The sequence below is a fragment of the Nocardioides plantarum genome, from assembly GCF_006346395.1.
GTDB classification, from domain to species: Bacteria; Actinomycetota; Actinomycetes; order Propionibacteriales; family Nocardioidaceae; genus Nocardioides; species Nocardioides plantarum.
Window position 1 is genome coordinate 778,496 of the sequence record NZ_VDMS01000001.1, and the last position, 16,078, is coordinate 794,573.

The following is a 16,078-nucleotide window of genomic DNA, read 5'->3' on the forward strand; positions in this document are numbered from 1 at the left end:
ATGTTCAGCCGCAAGTCCGAGATGGTCACCCCCGACCGTGCCCTGCCGGGCCGCGTGAGCGACCCGTTCCAGCGCAGCGACGTGCACCGCGTCCTGAAGACCCCGGTCGTCACCGACGAGGTCCCCGCCGGCCACGAGGTCGCCGTCTTCGGCCTCGGCTGCTTCTGGGGCGCCGAGGAGATCTACTGGCAGGTGCCCGGGGTCTGGTCCACGTCGGTCGGCTACGCCGGCGGCTTCACCGCCCACCCGTCGTACGAGGAGGTGTGCTCGGGACGCACCGGCCACACCGAGGCCGTGCGGATCGTCTTCGACCCGGCTGTCGTCTCCTACGCCGACCTGGTCAAGACGTTCTTCGAGGTCCACGACCCGACGCAGGGGATGCGCCAGGGCAACGACGTGGGCACGCAGTACCGCTCCGCGATCTACTTCACGACGCCCGAGCAGGAGCAGACGGCCCGTGACCTGACCAAGATCTACGGGGACGAGATCGGACGCCGCCGGCTCGGCGACATCACGACCGAGATCCGGGCCGCCGCCGACGTGCCCTACTTCTACGCCGAGGAGCAGCACCAGCAGTACCTCGCCAAGAACCCCCACGGCTACCGCTGCCACGCCAACACGGGCGTGAAGTTCCCCGCGACCCACTGACCGGCGCAGGAGACCAGGCACCTAGTCAGATCGTCTCCTCGTATTCGAGCAGCCCATGCTCGAGCACGTGCCGGCGGAATCCTCCGGGACCGAACGGCAAGTAGTACTCGTTGGCCAGCAACTCGTCCGCCACATGCTCCACCATGGGGAGCGTGAGCTGCTTCGCCCGAATCGCGTCACACAGGATCGGAACGGTGGCAGTCACCCGGAGCCCCTCCTCCTCCGCGATCCCCCGTGGCGTGCTGTCGTCTATCACCATCTCGCAGCCGAGGGTCGCACCCATGGCGAGGACGCCACACTCGCCCTCGTTCTGTCCATCCGCGACGAGTCGGTGTGCGTAGCGAGCGAACGATGCCATGTACGCCGTGTCGCTCGACGTGAACACATGCACCCATTCGGCATCGAGTACCGATCCGATCGCGTGATCATCCGCAGCCTGGCGCCGCAGCTCTCGTTGAACGACGTCTGGAATGAAGACTGGGCGCTCACCGGCGAGAAACTTCAGGACTCCGAGCCAGCCACTCAGCACGAAGGTTCTGAGCGGGCCGGTGTCGAAGACCCAGGCATCGTCACCTGGGATCATCAGTAGACGTATTTCCAGATCTCGCCATCGCGACGAGTTCTAGGAGCGGGGAGGTCGTCGTCACCCAACGTCCCCTGGAGCAGGTCCAGAGCGCGTTCGCGACTGATGCGCTCGTGCTCGAGCAAGAGCAGGACTGCCTTCTCGTAGGAGCGCGGAACTGTGGTGCCAGCCATCTCCTCGGCCGGAACGTACAGGTCGAGCTCCACGATGTCGGACCTCGTGGTGCGGTGCGAGCGCACGATCCCGGCAGTCTGGTGATCGGCAAGACCCGTCTCTCGAAGTCGTCGGGCGAGCGTCGCCATGTCGACGCGATAGTGGTGTGCGACCCAGGCGGCTGCCCTGCGCGGCCCGTGCTCCTCCAGTCGCGATGCCCACGCCTCTTCCAGCGCATCCGCAGGCAGCAGGAGGGCACGGGCAAACCGGTCGAGAAGAGCCTCGATGGGTGCCGTCTTGGGCTCGTAGAGGTCAACTCGCCAGTCGATGACGTAGTCATCGGCGCAGAGATAGTGGCCGAGTTCGTGCGCAAGAGCGAGGCGCCTACGACCGACGTTCGAATGGCTGTTGACGAAGGCGACGGCCCCACTCCGCAACAGGACGGTCCCGGCGTCTGCGAGGTCCTTGCCGACATCCGCCGAGAACGCGATCAGACCGACCCGGCCGACCACCTCGACCAGATGCGGGATGGGCTCGAGCGAGTCCAGGCCGAGCAGTGCCCGTGCCGTGGCGGCCAGGCTCTCAGCCTCCTTGACGGTCGTCGGGGCACTCTGCTCCTGGGGCCCTCGCTCGAGTCCGAGACCGTCACCACCGTCCAAGGAGTCGACGAACTCGACCTCCCGCGCCAGCAGCGCGAGTCGGGCGTCAACCGTCGAGTCGGTCGCGCCAGGGGTCCGACTCTCCCGGTGCGACACGATCGCTGGTGCTGGCTCCTCGAAGAACTCGATCATGTGGATACCGATCGCGGCAGCGATGTCGGACAGCTCGAGCGCACTGACCTTGCGTACGCCGGTCTCAATCTTCGCGACGACCGAGTGCCCAGAGAAACCGACCCGGGAGGCCAGCTCCTCCTGACTCAGGTCAGCCCGCACCCGCGCCTCGCGGATTCGTACACCAAGTGCGGCAGCGTCAGGATGAGCCATGTGTGCGATTCTGGCACACCCTTGTGAACCACGTTTTTGAGCCGGTGAAGTGTCCCGCCTGTTGCTCCCCCCGAGGGTGTCGTATCCGCGCGATGCTGTTCGTAGGACAGGTGACGGCGGACACGAGGTCCGCCCCCGCGAGGAGGAGCAGCCATGACCGAGTACCTCATCTTCTTCAACCAGCAGTGGGTCGGTGACCACTCCGAGGAGTGGTTCCAGACTCGGGGACCGACGTCGCGGGCGAGGCCGTCCACCGGCTCCGTACGGCGGGGGTCGAGGTCGTCGTCGGCACCTGTCCCGACCTCGGCACCATCAAGCCGATCGCGCCGCCGCTGAAGCAGGTCGCCCGGGCCTGGTCGCGCCGTCTCGCGGCCGCGCAGACGATCGCCGTCATCCAGCAGGGCGGCCGCACGGTCTCGCTCGGCTCGGTCCTGGGGCCCGAGTTCGCAGCAGCGCCCGCGATCCTCTTCGGCCCCGACCAGTTCCACCCCTCGGCCGAGGGCTACCGCGCCCTGGTCCGCATCCTGCTGCCGTCGGTGCTCGTCGCCCTCGGCCTGGGTGCCGACGACGAGGAGCGACCGGAGACCCACCGCGGCGAGGGCGTCCTGCCCGTCACCAAGGCCGCCCTCGCGGCGGTCAACGAGCCCGGTACCGAGCTGGACGGCACCGAGGTGGGCGGGCGACGCCACGGCGTACGCGGGCGCTGGGTCGAGCTGCGTCACCGTCGTCGTCGTCCACAGACCGAGGGTGCCGCGCCCGAGCTCGAGGAGAGCCCCGCCTGACCCCACGCCGGTCGAGGTGCGAGGAGCCCGGCGACGAGCCCCCACGTCGGTCGAGGTGCGAGGAGCCCCGGCGACGAGCCTCGAGACCCCCGCAGCCGGAGCACCCGGCCGCACCCGACGTACGACGAAGGCCCCGGACACGAGGTCCGGGGCCTTCGGCTACGCGCCGACGTCGGGGCGGGGCGGCCCGTCTGTCAGGTGGATCAGTTGTCGCTGAAGATCGCCAGGAGGCGCAGCAGGTTGGTGTAGATCCAGACCAGGCTGACCGTCATGCCGAACGAGGCACGCCACGACTCGCGCTCGGGCAGGCCGTTGCGGATGCCCTGCTCGACGAAGTCGAAGTCCATGATCAGCATGAAGACACCGAGCAGCAGGCCGACGCCGGCGAAGAGCGCGCCCATCGCGCCGAAGCCGTAGATGCCCATCTGGCTGCCGAAGAGGCCGAGGACGAGCTCGAGCAGGCTGAGGCCGATCATGCCGAAGACCGCAGCCATCACGAAGGTCTTGAACTTCTGGCCGACCTGGATGTTGAGGAACTTGTAGGCGGCCAGGGTGCCGGCGAAGGCGGCGAAGGTGCCGAGCACCGCGTGGATGACGATCGAGTCACCGAAGTAGGCGTCGAACACCTTGCTGATGCCGCCGAGCGCCACGCCCTCGAACGCGGCGAAGGCCAGCACGAGGGCTGGGCTGATGACCCGCTTGAACGAGTTGACCAGCGACAGGACGAAGGCCAGGACGCTGCCGACGACCGCCACGCCGTAGATCGACGAGGCGGCCTCGTTGCTGGTCACCGCGGGGGTCAGGAACCAGGTCGCGAAGGCCGCGACGAAGACGACACCGAGCGTGATCGACGTCGTCTGCACCACCGAGTCGATGGTCATGGCGCCGCCGCGCGTGGAGGCCGGGCGCTGGTCGTCGTACCCGAGCGGGCTGCCGGGCTGGCCGGTGCCCCACTGGGCAGGCTGACCGTAGCCGGCGTAGGTCTGGGTCTGGGCGGCTCCGCCGGCCCGGTTGAACTCTTCCGAGCGACGGAACACCGGGTTGTTGCTCTGCATTGGTCTCCTCCTTGGAGGCCTGGATGGCCGTCATCGTGACGGGCCTACCGTGACGGGCTCCATCCTAGACGGCCCGTCACCCGGTGAAACGCAGCAGCGGGCTCGATTAGTTCCGTTCTCATCAAGCTCTCACGAACGGCGTACGGCGCGCACGACGGTGTCACTCACCTCGTGCTCGACCCCCTCGTGGACCTGGGTGCGCGAGACGACGCGCGAGGTGACGACGGTCCACTCGTCGGGGTCGAGGACCGCGGTGACGGCCTCGGGGGTGAACAGCAGGTGGGAGAGCTCGGTGTTGCGCAGGCCCGTGTGGACGTCGTCGGGGTGGTGGGCCAGCACCGCGAGCGTCCCGCCGGGCGCCACGGCGGCCGCGAGGTGGCGGTAGACGGCGTCGAACTGCTCCGGCGGCACGTGCATGAACGAGGCGGTCACCAGGTCGAACCCGCCCGCGGGCACCGGCAGCGGCTCGAGCGCGAAGACGTCGACGCGAGCCCAGGAGGTCCGCTCGGCGACTCCGGCCTCGGCCGCGTGCTGCGCCGCCCGGGCCAGGGCGACCCCGGAGACGTCGACCCCGGTGACGGTCCAGCCCCGCGACGCCAGCCAGACGACGTCGGCCCCCTCACCGCAGCCGATGTCGGCGGCGGTGCCGGGGGCCAGCTCGGCGAGCTCCTCGACCAGGCGGGCGTTGGGCCGACCCGACCAGATCCGGTCCGAGGTCGCGTAGCGCTCGTCCCAGAACTCCTGGGTGAACATCTGGCGCAGGTCGTCGCCGGTCGTCTGCTGGTGGTCGTGGGTGCTCATGGTGACCACGGTGCCACTTCAGGTCGACCTGAGCACAAGGCGTCGCGCCCGACCCGGTCGGCGAGCGGAGGACTAGCCTCTCCGGATGACGCCGGACGAGGTCGGTCGGTACGCCGAGTCGTTGCCGCGGGTCAAGCGCAAAGGGACCGAGTCGCGACCCGCGTGGTACGTCCGCGACCGCCTGGTCGCCCGCCTGCAGGAGCCGGACGTCCTGGTCGTCAGGGTCCCCATGAGCAGGCGGGAGTCACTGCTCGAGGCGTACCCGGACAGCTTCGGAGTGCCGCCCCGCATGGAGTCGCACCACAAGGTCGAGGCGTATCTGGATCGGGCTTCGGCTCAGGCCGTGCGCACCGCCATCGACCTCGCCTGGGAGATGCAGCAGCCCTGACCTCGGCCCGACCCGGACCGCACGTCGGCTGAGGTGTGGGAAGCGGCAGCGAGTCCGAGTCGAGACGCCCGCAACCGACCCGTCCGACCCGGCCACGGCTGTGGAATTGACCAGGTGTCGTCCACAGGTCAGGGTGCCTGTCGGGTTGTCCACAACCCCTGTGGTTGAGCGGGAAAGTCGTCCCGAGACTGTCGGTGGTCGGTGCTGGAATGGACCCATGGCCGAGCACACCGACACCCCCGGATCGGGACACCCGATCGAGGCAGTGCTGTGCCGGTTCCTCGACGAGCTCAAGGGTCTGACCGACGTCGCGACTTGGACCATGGACGCCACCACGACCACCCGAGTCGTGGCCCTGGGCGCCCGGGTCGGCGCCGGTGTCGCCGAGCTCGAAGCCAGGTCGATCAGCCATGCCGAGACCCTCGACCTCCCCGGTGCCGCGCAGTGCCGCGACGTCGCCCGCTGGGTCCAACGCACTACCGGGGTGACCGGACGGTCTGCTCGAGCAAAGGCCAAGCTCGCCACCGGCCTGGCCAACCTCGAACCCACCCGCACCGCGACCGCTCGCGGCGAGATCCACGCCGAGCAGGCCCAGGCCATCGCCAATCATGTCGCGGTGTTGGACGACGAGAAGGTCTCGGCCCACGACCAGGCCCGCGCCGAGACCTTCCTCCTCGGGGAAGCCAGGCACGGTCACGACGCGGACGCCCTGGCGACCCTGGGCCACGCGATCTGGGAACGCCTTGACCCCGAGGGCGCCGACGAACGCGAAGCCAGAGCCCTCGAAGCCCAGGAAGAACGCGCCCGCAGACGCACCCGACTCACCATGGGGGATGACGGTGACGGGTTGACCCACGGACGGTTCAGCATCCCGACCGCCGCGGCCGATGCGTTCAGAAAGCAGCTCCACGCCTTGGCCGCCCCCAAGCACGTCCGCGCCGAACAGGGTGCGGGGGCCTATGACTGGCAGAAGCCGTCCGCGGACCGGTTGGGTCAGGCGTTCACCGACTGGATCGAGGGCTATGACCCCGCCCAGCTACCCAAGATCGGCGGCCTGACCGCCACGGTGGTGGTGGTCGGCGACTACGACCTCCTGCGGGGGAAGGTGAAGGCTGCCCGGTTGGAGACGGGCACCAAGATCAGCCCCACCGAGTACCTCCGCCTGGCCTGCGGGGCCGGGATCATCCCGGCCTGGATGAACGCATCCGGGGAAGTCCTGGCGCTAGGACGCAAGCACAGGTTCCACACCCCCGCCCAACGCCTGGCCGCGATCGTCGAGCAACGCCACTGCCAACACGAGTCGGGCTGCGACGTACCTGGCTACCTGTGCCACGCCCACCACGACATCCCCTGGGCCCAGGGCGGCACCACCGACCTGAGGACGACCACGCTCTACTGCCCGTTCCACCACGCCCGCGTCCACCAACCCGGCCACGACCCCACGCGCACCTGATGTCGCAGGATGCCTCACACCCACAGCCGCCGCCATGACGACCAGATCCGGCGCGACTCACGTGGTCGTGACTGCGGGCAGCTGCTAGGGCGTGGGCGCGTACTCACCGTTCTGCGCCCGCACCACGAGCTCGGCAATCCGGGTTTGTGGCGCGTGACCCCGCCCCAACGTCTCGCGGCACACCACCCGCGGTGTGCGGTCGTTCCAGGTGGAGACGTCCCCGATGCGGACCACGCCGATCACCCACGGGCGACGACCGGAACGAGCTCGACGGAGAGCACGGGTCACCAGTCGGAGGGCGTCGACGAGCAACTCCCCGCCTGGCTGCACGCCCCGAGCCGTGAAGTCCTGCTCCCACTTCACGGCCCGGATGTAGTAGACCCACCCGCCCCGCTGCACGCGCTGGTCGTGGGGCCCCAACAGCGCGTCGTACATGTCGTGGCGACGCTCGCTCTCGTCCACCGCCACGAGTTCAGGGTGCCACGCCCACGACGCCCGACCTGCGGCGGTGAGCCCGGGCCGACGCTCTCCACCGCGCCCGCCTGCTGCTTGACTCCAGCCATGGACGACCGCGCGCCGGGCAGCTCACCCGATGCCCTCGAGATCACGGTCGACGGCGTCCGGTTCGAGGTCACCCACGACCCGGAGCAGCCGGGCGCCTACCACTACAGCCGTCTGACTCCGCCCGCCGAGGACTACGGGTTCACCAGCAGGGGCTCCGACCACGCAGAACGCTCGACCGAGCAGCACGTGGACTCGATCCGCAACTTCTTGAGCCTCGTGGACCCGGAGACCGGCTACATCGAGGACTACAGCCGCTGGGAGCTGTTCGTCCGCTGGTGGCGCCGGCGCCGCGGGCCATCCCCGCGACGCAGATGACGCCGTGACCTCACGCCCCCGGTGGGGTTAGGTGGGGCCATGCAACTCGGACGCCTTCTCGTGGCCCTCCTGGGGCTGATCGCCCTGCTCTCGCCGGTCACCGACGCTCGGGCCGACGACCCGCGGTGGGTGTTCTACACGGGCAACAAGACCCGCTACGTGTCGCCGTGGTTCGAGGGGGCGCACCGGATCATGGTCCCGTTCGGCTGCACCCGGGCGCCCTACTACGCACCCGACTCGCGCTGTCGCGACAAGCAGGGCTTCCACCACGGGATCGACGTCGCGATGGACTGCGGCACGCTGCTGTACGCCGGGCGCGACCTGCGCGTGGTCTCCCCCAGCACCCTCGGGCCGGCGTACGGCACGCGACCGCTGCGGCTGCGCAACAGCGCGCTCGGCTGGGACGTCGTGATCGGCCACGCCAGCAAGGTCTACGTCAAGGAGGGCCACGGCGCACGCCGTGGCTGGCGGATCGCCCGGGTGGGCGACAGCGGCGCACCCGACGGGTGCCACCTGCACTTCGAGCGGCGCAAGGTCGGCGGCGGGCTGTCCACCGCCGCGCACCCGGTCAAGCTCCTCGGGCTGAAGCCGCGACCGCAGAACTGAGCAGGACCGAACGGGTGCCCCCACTGGGACTCGAACCCAGACTGAGTCGCTTTTAAGGCGATTTCCTCTGCCGATTGGGATACGGGGGCGGGCCGGCGGACCGGTTACAGGTAGGTCTGGCTACAGGTAGGTCTGGCGAGCGTAGACGGCGTGGGCGCCGGCGACCCGGTCCAGGAACAGCAGGCCGGCGCAGTGGTCGATCTCGTGCTGCAGGGCACGGGCCTCGAACGCGTTGGCCTCGACCTCGACACGCTCGCCCGTGCCGGGGAGGTGCCCGGTCACCACCAGTCGGCTCGCCCGCTTCACGTCGCCGGTCAGGTCGGGGACGCTCATGCAGCCCTCGCGGCCCTTCTCGTTGCGCGAGCTGGAGACGACCTCGGCGTTGACCAGGACGAAGGTGCCGTGGTGGTCGCGGACCTTGGGGTGCTGCGACACGTCGACGCAGAACACCATCGAGCTCACGCCGACCTGTGGGGCGGCGAGGCCGACGCAACCGGGGCTGACGCGCATGGTGGCGACCAGGTCGGCGGCGAGCTGGACGACCTCCGGGGAGGTCGGGTCGACGGCGCTGGTGGGGGTGGAGAGCACGGGGTCGGGGGCGCGTACGACGTCGAGCACGCGTCCGGCGACGCCGAGGTCGAGCTCGGTCCAGCGAGCCACCGGGTCGTCGAGCAGCGACATCACAGCTCGTCGGTCTCGACGGGACGCAGGGAGGCCCCCACCCCGAGGCCGCCGGCGACCTCCCGGATCGCGACGTCGAGGCCGGCCTGGTCGACGTCGAGCGGGAGGTCGATCTCGGCGATCAGCAGGTAGAGGTCACCGGCCAGGCGGGTGGTCAGGTCGGTGATGTTGCCGCCGACGCGGGCGACCTCGGCGACCACGGCCGAGACGATGCCGGCGCGGTCGCCGCCGTGGACGGTCAGCACCCACGGCGTACCGGCTGCTGCGGGGGCGTCCTCGACGGGCACCTCGCGGACCGTGACGGACAGCGTGCCGTCGGTGGTGAGCGGCTCGAGGGCCGCGGCGATCTCGGTGTCGGACGCCGTGCCCGACCCGACCAGCATCATCGCGAAGTGACCCCGCAGCAGGGTCATCGTCGAGTCCTCGAGGTTGAGGCCCAACCCGGCGAGGCGCTCGGTGGTCTCGGCGATGATGCCGGGACGGTCGTGGCCGAGGACGGTGATGGCGTGGAGGGTCTGACTCACGGGGCCGATCATCGCAGCCGGGCCGCGCGGCCGAGCACGGCGTCGAGCATGGGCTCGGTCAGCCGCCCGGTGAAGGTGTTCTGCTGGCTGGGGTGGTAGCTGCCGAGCAGCAGGACCTCGCCGTGCGGGGCACCCAGCACCGCCTCCGCGCCGTGGCCGAAGCGCGGCTTGGGCCGCGGGACGGTCCACCCGGCGCGACGGGCCGCGGCGAGGCTGGCGTCCCAGCCGATCGATCCGAGCGCGACGACCACCCGCACCGAGGGCGCCACCAGCGTGAGCTCGGCGTCGAGCCACGTCGCGCAGCGCGCCTTCTCGTCGGTGGTCGGCTTGTTGTCGGGCGGCGCACACCGCACGGCCGCCACCACCCGGGTGCCGAACAGCTCGAGCCCGTCGTCGATGCTCACGCTGGTGGGCTGGTTGGCCAGGCCGACGCGGTGCATCGAGGCGAAGAGCCAGTCGCCGGACCGGTCGCCGGTGAACATCCGCCCGGTCCGGTTGGCGCCGTGGGCCGCGGGCGCGAGCCCGACGACCAGCACCCGCGGCTCGGCGGCGCCGAATCCCGGGACCGGGCGTCCCCAGTAGGTCTCCTCGGCGTACGACGCCCGCTTGTCTCGCGCGACCTGCTCGCGCCACCGGACCAGCCGGGGGCAGCGCCGGCAGGAGACGACGCGGGAGTCGAGGTCGTCGAGCGACCTCACGCGAGGAGCGACCACGCGATGCCGTCCAGGATGTCGGACTCCGAGACCACCAGCCGCGACCCCCCGCTGCGCTCGAGCACCCGACCGAGGATCAGCGCACCGGCCCCGATGACGTCGGCACGACCCGGGTGCATCCACGGCAGCGCGAGCCGCTCGGCCACGGTCATGGCCACCAGGCGGTCGACGAGCGCCATGACATCGGCGGTGGCCAGGACGGACTGGTCGATCGCGCTCCGGTCGTACGACGCCAACCCGAGCACCCCGGCCGCGATCGTGGTCACGGTGCCCGCGACGCCGACCACCGACGCGGCCGCCGCGGGATCGACGGGGCAGGCGTCGAGGGCCCGGTCGACGTCGTCGAGGACCGCGGCCACCTCGGCCGTGGTGGGCGGGTCGGAGCGCAGGTGGCGCTCGTGCAGGCGCACCGAGCCGATGTCCATCGAGTGTGCGGCCGTCGGGCCGGACGCGTCGCCGAGCACCAGCTCGGTCGACCCACCGCCGACGTCGATGACGAGCACCGGGTAGCGGGGCGCGTCGCGCAGGTGGCGCACGGCGCCGCCGTAGGCCAACCCGGCCTCCTCGGCCCCGCTCACCACCTCGGGCTCGACGCCGAGCCGCGCGCGCACCCCGGCACGGAAGACCTCGGCGTTGCGGGCGTCGCGACTCGCCGACGTCGCGCAGAAGCGCACCCGCGACGGCGGCACGGCGTGCTCGTGCAGCAGCTCGGCGTACTCATCGATGGCCGAGAAGGTCCGCTCCAGGGCCGCGTCGGAGAGCAGGCCCGTGTGGTCGACGCCCTCGCCGAGGCGCACCATCCGCATCTCGCGGACCAGCTCGCCGGCGGGCCCGGTGACCAGCAGCTTGATCGTGTTGGTGCCGCAGTCGATGGCGGCGACCGGCCTAGTCATCGACCGAGACGCACGGGCCGCTCGCCCACCACTCCCCCAGGCGCTCGAGCACCTCGTCGCCCAGCGGGTTGACGCCGGGACCCGCCGCGAGGGCGTGCCCGGCTAGCACGTGCAGGCACTTGACCCGGTCGGGCATGCCACCGGCGGAGACCCCGTCGATCTCGGGCACGTCGCCGAGGGTCGCCCGGAAGGCGAGGTAGGCCTCGTGTGCGGCGCGGTAGCCGGCGGCGAGCTCGGGGTCCTCGCCGAGACGCGCCTGCATCTCCTTCATCACCCCGCCGCCCTCGAGGGTGCCGATCAGCGACGCGGCCCGGGGGCAGGTGAGGTAGAAGGTCGTCGGGAACGGGTCGCCGTTGGGCAGCCGCGGCTCGGTGGTCACGACGTCGGGGTTGCCGCAGGGGCACCGATGACCTACCCCGTGGATGGCGCGCGGCGGCCGACCGAGCTGGGCCCGGATCGCCGCCTCGTCGGCGGGCTCGATCACTCCGCGGACTCCTCGGCCGGGGCGCCCTCGGGGTCCTTGATCATGGTCTGCGGCAGCGGATCGGTGCGCCGGGGCGGGTTGCCGGCGACCTTCATCGACTGCCACGCGCCGTCCCACCACGCCTTCGGCTCGGCCGGGTCGACGGTGCTGGGGTCGCTCAGCCTCGCCTCGACGTCGAGCGGCTTGCCGCCGTCGACGGCGACGTAGGGAACCTCGCCGGGGCGGACGTAGCCGAGCTTGCGCAGCTCCTGCTCGGCGTACTCGTCGGTGCTCTGGCGGGCGATCTCGCGCTCCATCTCCGCGTTGCGGGCCTCCTTGGCCCGGTTGCCCTCGATGTTGGCCTGCATGCCGTCGCGCAGCGGGAGGTAGGCGCGGGCCAGCGAGGAGGCCGAGATGGCCAGCACGGCCAGGACCAGCACCAGGATCGCCGCGCGACTCGTCAGCCGCGGCGACGGCCTCGCAGCAGCCGGGGCGGCCCCGCGCGTCGCCACCGGGGTCGTGCGCGGCCGCGGGGTGCGGGCGCGACCGGGACCGCCGCCGCGGCCCGCGGGACGCGACCCGCGTGACGGCGTACGGCGACCCGATCCCGACGTGGACATGGAGACCATCCTCCCCCGAGAGGGGCCCGGATCAGCGCGCGAAACGCGGGAAGGCGGCAGCTCCGGCGTAACGGGCGGCGTCGCCCAGCTCCTCCTCGATGCGCAGGAGCTGGTTGTACTTGGCCGTGCGGTCGCTGCGGGCCGGGGCGCCGGACTTGATCTGGCCGCAGTTGGTGGCCACGGCGAGGTCGGCGATCGTGGTGTCCTCGGTCTCGCCCGAGCGGTGGCTCATCATGCAGCGGAAGCCGTTGCGGTGAGCCAGGTCGACGGAGTCGAGGGTCTCGGTGAGCGAGCCGATCTGGTTGACCTTGACCAGCAGCGAGTTGGCGTTGCCGCCGGTGATGCCGCGCTGCAGCCGCTCGACGTTGGTGACGAACAGGTCGTCGCCGACGATCTGGATCTGGGAGCCGAGCTGGTCGGTCATCGCCTTCCAGCCCTCCCAGTCGTCCTCGTCGAGGGGGTCCTCGATGCTGACGATCGGGTACGACGCCACGAGCTCGGCGTAGTAGGCCGTCATCTCGGCGGCGGTCTTGGGCGCGCCCTCGAAGGTGTAGGTGCCGCCCTCGCAGAACTCCGAGGCCGCGACGTCGAGGGCGAGCGCGATGTCGGTGCCGACCTGGTAGCCGGCCTTCTCGATCGCCTCGGAGATGAGGTCGAGCGCGGCCCGGTTGGAGTCGAGGCTGGGCGCGAAGCCGCCCTCGTCACCGACGCCGGTCGCCAGTCCGCGGCCCTTGAGCACGCTCTTGAGCGAGTGGTAGACCTCCGCGCCGGCGCGCAGCGCCTCGCGGAACGTCGGCAGCCCGATCGGCGCGATCATGAACTCCTGCACGTCGACGTTGGTGTCGGCGTGGGCGCCGCCGTTGAGGATGTTGAGCATCGGCACCGGCAGCACGTGGGCGTTGGGACCACCGATGTAGCGGTAGAGCGGCAGGCCGCTGGAGTCGGCCGCGGCGCGGGCCACGGCGAGCGAGACGCCGAGGATGGCGTTGGCGCCGAGGTCGGCCTTGTTGGGGGTGGCGTCGAGGTCGATCATCGCTTGGTCGATCAGGCGCTGGTCGTCGACCGTCATGCCCTCGATGGCCGGACCGATCTTGTTGATCACCGCGTCGACCGCCGTCGCCACGCCCTTTCCGCCGTAGCGGGGACCACCGTCACGCAGCTCGACGGCCTCGAACGCGCCGGTCGAGGCGCCGCTCGGCACCGCCGCGCGGGCGAACGCGCCGTCGTCGAGGGCCACCTCGACCTCGACGGTGGGGTTGCCGCGCGAGTCGAGGATCTCGCGTGCGCCGACGGCTTCGATCGATGCCATGTGACTGCTTCCTGCCAGGGGACGAGGGGTCGCCTCACGCTACCGCTGACCCCCTCGTCGTACGACGCCGAGTCGACGTGCGGGACGTCAAGACGAGGGTTTGCCCGGTAGTCGCCCACCCGTCACCCAGGAGAGGTTGTCTAGACCGGCGGTTCGCCCAGCCGGTTGCCATTGCCAGGAAACCCACAAGGAGCCCCCGCATGAAGCACACCCGACCGTTCCAGGTCGTCGTCGCCGGAGCCGCAGCCTGTGCGGCGCTGCTCGCCTCCCCCGCCGCACAGGGCGCGAACGACGACTCCGCAGGCAGCTCGGTCAAGGCACCGCAGCCGCCGACCTTCGCGGAGTTCGAGGCGGCCACCTACCGCGACCACGACGGCCAGTACATCGTCAACGGCGACGAGCCGCTCGCGACCACCGCCGAGCTGCGGGCCTACTACGACCGCATGGTCAGCTCGGGCGACACCGACTCGCAGAGCCTCATCGTCAATCAGGACGGCGGCGTCGACGACGTCTGGAGTGCCAGCCAGGCCCTCGACCTGACCTACTGCGTCAGCGACGACTTCGGCGCCGAGAAGGACACCGTGGTCGACGCGATGGCCGCCGGTGCGGGCCAGTGGGAGGCGGCCTCCTCGGGCGTCGACTTCACCTACGTCCCCTCCGAGGACGCCGACTGCGTGACGAGCAACGACAACGTGCTGTTCTCCGTCGAGCCCGTCGTCACCAGCGAGTACATCGCCCGCGCGTTCTTCCCCAGCAGCCCCGACTCCGAGCGCAACGTGCTCGTCGCCGACTCGCTCACGACGTCCGGCTGGGCCCCCGAGAACATCCTGGCCCACGAGCTCGGCCACGTCCTCGGCTTCCGCCACGAGCACACCCGGCCCGAGGCCGGCACCTGCTTCGAGGACAACAACTGGCGGCCGCTGACGCCGTACGACGCGGCGTCGATCATGCATTACCCGCAGTGCAACGGTGCGACCGAGGACCTCAGCATGTCGGGCACCGACCGTGAGGGTGTCGCCTCGATCTACGGCTGACCCACAGCACGACTGATCCATCGCACGACCGCACCACCACCACGAGAGCCCCCGACGAGCACCGCTCGTCGGGGGCTCTCGTCGTCAGTCCTGCGCGAGCAGCACGCGTACGGCGTCGCGCAGCTCCTGCTCGGGGTCGACGCCTGCGTCGTGGGCCTCGGCGACCAGGGCGAGCAGCCGCTCGCCGATGCTGCCGTCGCCACCGCTCCCCGCGGTGGGTGCGGCCCGGCCGGCGCGCGCGAGCCGGTCGAGGACCTTGTCGGCGTAGAGCAGGGCCGGCAGCGTCGGGGCGATGCCGTCGGTGATCTCGTCGCGCCGCTTCTCGGTCGCCTTGACCGACTCCCACAGCTCGTTGACGTCCGCGGCCGAGGCCGCCGAGACACCGGCGCCGCCGTCGCCACCGCCGAGGGTCACGTCGCCGAAGACGTGGGGGTTGCGGCGACGCATCTTGGCCACGATGCCGTCCGCCACGTCGTCGAGGTCGAAGAGCCCGTCCTGCTCGGCGATCGCAGCGTGGAAGTAGACCTGGAGCAGCAGGTCGCCGAGCTCCTCGCGCAGGTCGTCGGGCGTGCCGGTCTCGATGGCGTCGACGGTCTCGTGGAGCTCCTCGACCAGGTAGCGCACCAGGGAGCGGTGGGTCTGCTGCTGCTTCCACGGGCACTCCGCACGCAGGCGCCGCATCACCTCGCGGAACTCGAGCAGCGGCTCGGCGCCCGGGTCGGTCATCCCTGAGGGGCGCTCGGGGTGCTCGGGTCGCTCGGGGTGCCGCAGACCTGGTCGGCGGGCAGCGAGGCGTTGGCCTTGGCGAGGGCCGCCTGGAGCGCGGTCGCGTCGGTGGCGCCGCTCAGGTCGATCGCCGTGACGGCGCTGGCGTCGCGCGCCTGGGTGCTGACGGGCACGGACAGGCCGTCGTCGGCCTTGAACGTGCCGTCCTCGAGCCGCAGACCGAAGGTCGGGTTGAGGTCGACATCGTGGTCGGCGATCCACGTGGTGATGGCCTGGTTGCCCCGCGCGCTGATCTTGTCGGCGTCGGCGGGCTCGGTACCGGTCTCCTCGCGCAGCAGCACGTTGCCGACGGCGGCCGCGGCGTAGGCGACGAAGTAGCGGGCCTGGTCACCCTCGCGCATCGCCTTGGCGACGTCGGCGGGGGCGGCGGCGTAGGTCTCGGTGAGGCTGGCGACCGCCTTGGTGTAGTCGTCGGGCAGCGTGGCGTCGAGGTCGTCGAGGAGGTGCTTGGCCGCCTCTTGGCGCACGAGCGTCTCGAGGGAGAGCCGGCGCACGGTGAAGCGCGGGTAGGCCAGCGTGTTGTCGGTCGTGTCGAGGTAGTCGCACGTGCCGGAGGTGAGGTCGTCGACCTCGGAGACGCTGAAGTCGGTGCCGTCGACCCGGGCGGCGACGCCGGGACGGACCTGCTCGTCGGCGACCCCGCACCCGCTGAAGGCCGTGGCGACCAGCAGGAGGGGGGCGACGAGCGCAGCGCGACGGGGGGTGATGCTCACGACGAGGTCTC

At 71.0% G+C, this 16,078-nt stretch carries 21 protein-coding genes and 1 tRNA gene; 7 read left to right on the forward strand and 15 right to left on the reverse strand.

Going from position 1 to position 16,078, the window contains the following annotated elements; translation table 11 throughout:
- Entirely contained in the window at positions 1-648 is a 648-nt protein-coding gene (msrA, locus tag FJQ56_RS03515) for a peptide-methionine (S)-S-oxide reductase MsrA (RefSeq protein ID WP_140007804.1), read from the forward strand.
- A 25-nt stretch (positions 649-673) separates the two neighbouring features.
- Here msrA and FJQ56_RS03520 read toward each other — a convergent pair whose 3' ends face one another.
- Together FJQ56_RS03520 and FJQ56_RS03525 are read right to left on the reverse strand one after the other, a co-directional pair.
- Entirely contained in the window at positions 674-1,231 is a 558-nt protein-coding gene (locus tag FJQ56_RS03520) for a PIN domain-containing protein (RefSeq protein ID WP_211350733.1), read from the reverse strand.
- On the reverse strand, positions 1,231-2,367 hold the full coding sequence (locus FJQ56_RS03525) for a helix-turn-helix domain-containing protein (protein WP_140007805.1): 1,137 nt from the start codon (positions 2,365-2,367) through the stop codon (positions 1,231-1,233). Before FJQ56_RS03525 ends, FJQ56_RS03520 begins: the two co-directional genes overlap by 1 nt.
- Positions 2,368-2,576: 209 nt before the next feature.
- Here FJQ56_RS03525 and FJQ56_RS03530 point away from each other — a divergent pair, with 209 nt between their 5' ends.
- Positions 2,577-3,149, forward strand: a complete 573-nt coding sequence (locus FJQ56_RS03530; RefSeq protein WP_211350734.1) for an SGNH/GDSL hydrolase family protein — start codon at positions 2,577-2,579, stop codon at positions 3,147-3,149.
- A 203-nt stretch (positions 3,150-3,352) separates the two neighbouring features.
- On the opposite strand, the gene FJQ56_RS03535 is transcribed toward FJQ56_RS03530, so the two are convergent.
- Positions 3,353-4,204, reverse strand: coding sequence for a Bax inhibitor-1/YccA family protein (locus FJQ56_RS03535; RefSeq protein WP_140007806.1), 852 nt, complete (start codon positions 4,202-4,204; stop codon positions 3,353-3,355).
- A gap of 129 nt (positions 4,205-4,333) precedes the next feature.
- Positions 4,334-5,005 carry an SAM-dependent methyltransferase gene (locus tag FJQ56_RS03540; RefSeq protein WP_140007807.1) on the reverse strand — a complete coding sequence of 224 codons (672 nt, stop codon included), beginning with the start codon at positions 5,003-5,005 and terminating at the stop codon, positions 4,334-4,336.
- An 85-nt stretch (positions 5,006-5,090) separates the two neighbouring features.
- Between FJQ56_RS03540 and FJQ56_RS03545 the strand changes: the two genes are divergently transcribed.
- Positions 5,091-5,393: an MmcQ/YjbR family DNA-binding protein gene (locus FJQ56_RS03545; protein ID WP_140007808.1), complete on the forward strand. Its 303-nt coding sequence runs from the start codon at positions 5,091-5,093 to the stop codon at positions 5,391-5,393.
- A 217-nt stretch (positions 5,394-5,610) separates the two neighbouring features.
- Positions 5,611-6,846, forward strand: a complete 1,236-nt coding sequence (locus tag FJQ56_RS03550) for an HNH endonuclease signature motif containing protein (protein WP_140007809.1) — start codon at positions 5,611-5,613, stop codon at positions 6,844-6,846.
- A gap of 84 nt (positions 6,847-6,930) precedes the next feature.
- Here the strand turns inward: FJQ56_RS03550 and FJQ56_RS03555 are convergent, their stop codons facing one another.
- Complete coding sequence (locus FJQ56_RS03555) at positions 6,931-7,314, reverse strand: hypothetical protein (RefSeq protein ID WP_140007810.1); 384 nt, start codon at positions 7,312-7,314, stop codon at positions 6,931-6,933.
- 93 nt (positions 7,315-7,407) lie between these two features.
- Between FJQ56_RS03555 and FJQ56_RS03560 the strand changes: the two genes are divergently transcribed.
- Together FJQ56_RS03560 and FJQ56_RS03565 are read left to right on the forward strand one after the other, a co-directional pair.
- Complete coding sequence (locus FJQ56_RS03560; RefSeq protein WP_211350735.1) at positions 7,408-7,725, forward strand: hypothetical protein; 318 nt, start codon at positions 7,408-7,410, stop codon at positions 7,723-7,725.
- A gap of 39 nt (positions 7,726-7,764) precedes the next feature.
- Complete coding sequence (locus FJQ56_RS03565; RefSeq protein WP_140007811.1) at positions 7,765-8,331, forward strand: M23 family metallopeptidase; 567 nt, start codon at positions 7,765-7,767, stop codon at positions 8,329-8,331.
- Between the two features lie 15 nt (positions 8,332-8,346).
- Here the strand turns inward: FJQ56_RS03565 and FJQ56_RS03570 are convergent.
- The 8 genes from FJQ56_RS03570 to eno all read right to left on the reverse strand — a co-directional run bounded on the left by FJQ56_RS03570 (position 8,347) and on the right by eno (position 13,534).
- Positions 8,347-8,420, reverse strand: a tRNA-Leu gene (locus FJQ56_RS03570).
- Between the two features lie 31 nt (positions 8,421-8,451).
- Complete coding sequence (gene def, locus FJQ56_RS03575; protein WP_140007812.1) at positions 8,452-9,012, reverse strand: peptide deformylase; 561 nt, start codon at positions 9,010-9,012, stop codon at positions 8,452-8,454.
- Positions 9,012-9,536, reverse strand: a complete 525-nt coding sequence (locus tag FJQ56_RS03580) for a glycine cleavage system transcriptional repressor (protein ID WP_246083967.1) — start codon at positions 9,534-9,536, stop codon at positions 9,012-9,014. The genes def and FJQ56_RS03580 overlap by 1 nt, the downstream gene beginning before the upstream one ends.
- Positions 9,537-9,544: 8 nt before the next feature.
- A complete protein-coding gene (locus tag FJQ56_RS03585; RefSeq protein ID WP_211350736.1) occupies positions 9,545-10,234 on the reverse strand; it encodes a uracil-DNA glycosylase in 690 nt (229 codons plus the stop codon).
- Complete coding sequence (locus tag FJQ56_RS22360; RefSeq protein ID WP_140007815.1) at positions 10,231-11,142, reverse strand: Ppx/GppA phosphatase family protein; 912 nt, start codon at positions 11,140-11,142, stop codon at positions 10,231-10,233. Before FJQ56_RS22360 ends, FJQ56_RS03585 begins: the two co-directional genes overlap by 4 nt.
- The gene (locus FJQ56_RS03595; RefSeq protein WP_140007816.1) at positions 11,135-11,626 is read right to left on the reverse strand and encodes a DUF501 domain-containing protein; all 492 of its coding nucleotides are present in this window, start codon (positions 11,624-11,626) and stop codon (positions 11,135-11,137) included. Before FJQ56_RS03595 ends, FJQ56_RS22360 begins: the two co-directional genes overlap by 8 nt.
- Complete coding sequence (locus FJQ56_RS03600) at positions 11,623-12,225, reverse strand: FtsB family cell division protein (protein WP_170215245.1); 603 nt, start codon at positions 12,223-12,225, stop codon at positions 11,623-11,625. The genes FJQ56_RS03595 and FJQ56_RS03600 overlap by 4 nt, the downstream gene beginning before the upstream one ends.
- Before the next feature lie 31 nt (positions 12,226-12,256).
- Positions 12,257-13,534: a phosphopyruvate hydratase gene (eno, locus tag FJQ56_RS03605; protein WP_140007818.1), complete on the reverse strand. Its 1,278-nt coding sequence runs from the start codon at positions 13,532-13,534 to the stop codon at positions 12,257-12,259.
- Positions 13,535-13,734: 200 nt separating this feature from the next.
- On the opposite strand from eno, the gene FJQ56_RS03610 reads away from it, so the two are divergent.
- Positions 13,735-14,568: a zinc metalloprotease gene (locus tag FJQ56_RS03610; RefSeq protein ID WP_140007819.1), complete on the forward strand. Its 834-nt coding sequence runs from the start codon at positions 13,735-13,737 to the stop codon at positions 14,566-14,568.
- Between the two features lie 84 nt (positions 14,569-14,652).
- On the opposite strand, the gene FJQ56_RS03615 is transcribed toward FJQ56_RS03610, so the two are convergent.
- On the reverse strand, positions 14,653-15,294 hold the full coding sequence (locus FJQ56_RS03615) for a nucleoside triphosphate pyrophosphohydrolase (RefSeq protein WP_140007820.1): 642 nt from the start codon (positions 15,292-15,294) through the stop codon (positions 14,653-14,655).
- Complete coding sequence (locus FJQ56_RS03620) at positions 15,291-16,067, reverse strand: hypothetical protein (RefSeq protein ID WP_140007821.1); 777 nt, start codon at positions 16,065-16,067, stop codon at positions 15,291-15,293. The genes FJQ56_RS03615 and FJQ56_RS03620 overlap by 4 nt, the downstream gene beginning before the upstream one ends.
- Positions 16,068-16,078: the final 11 nt, after the last annotated feature.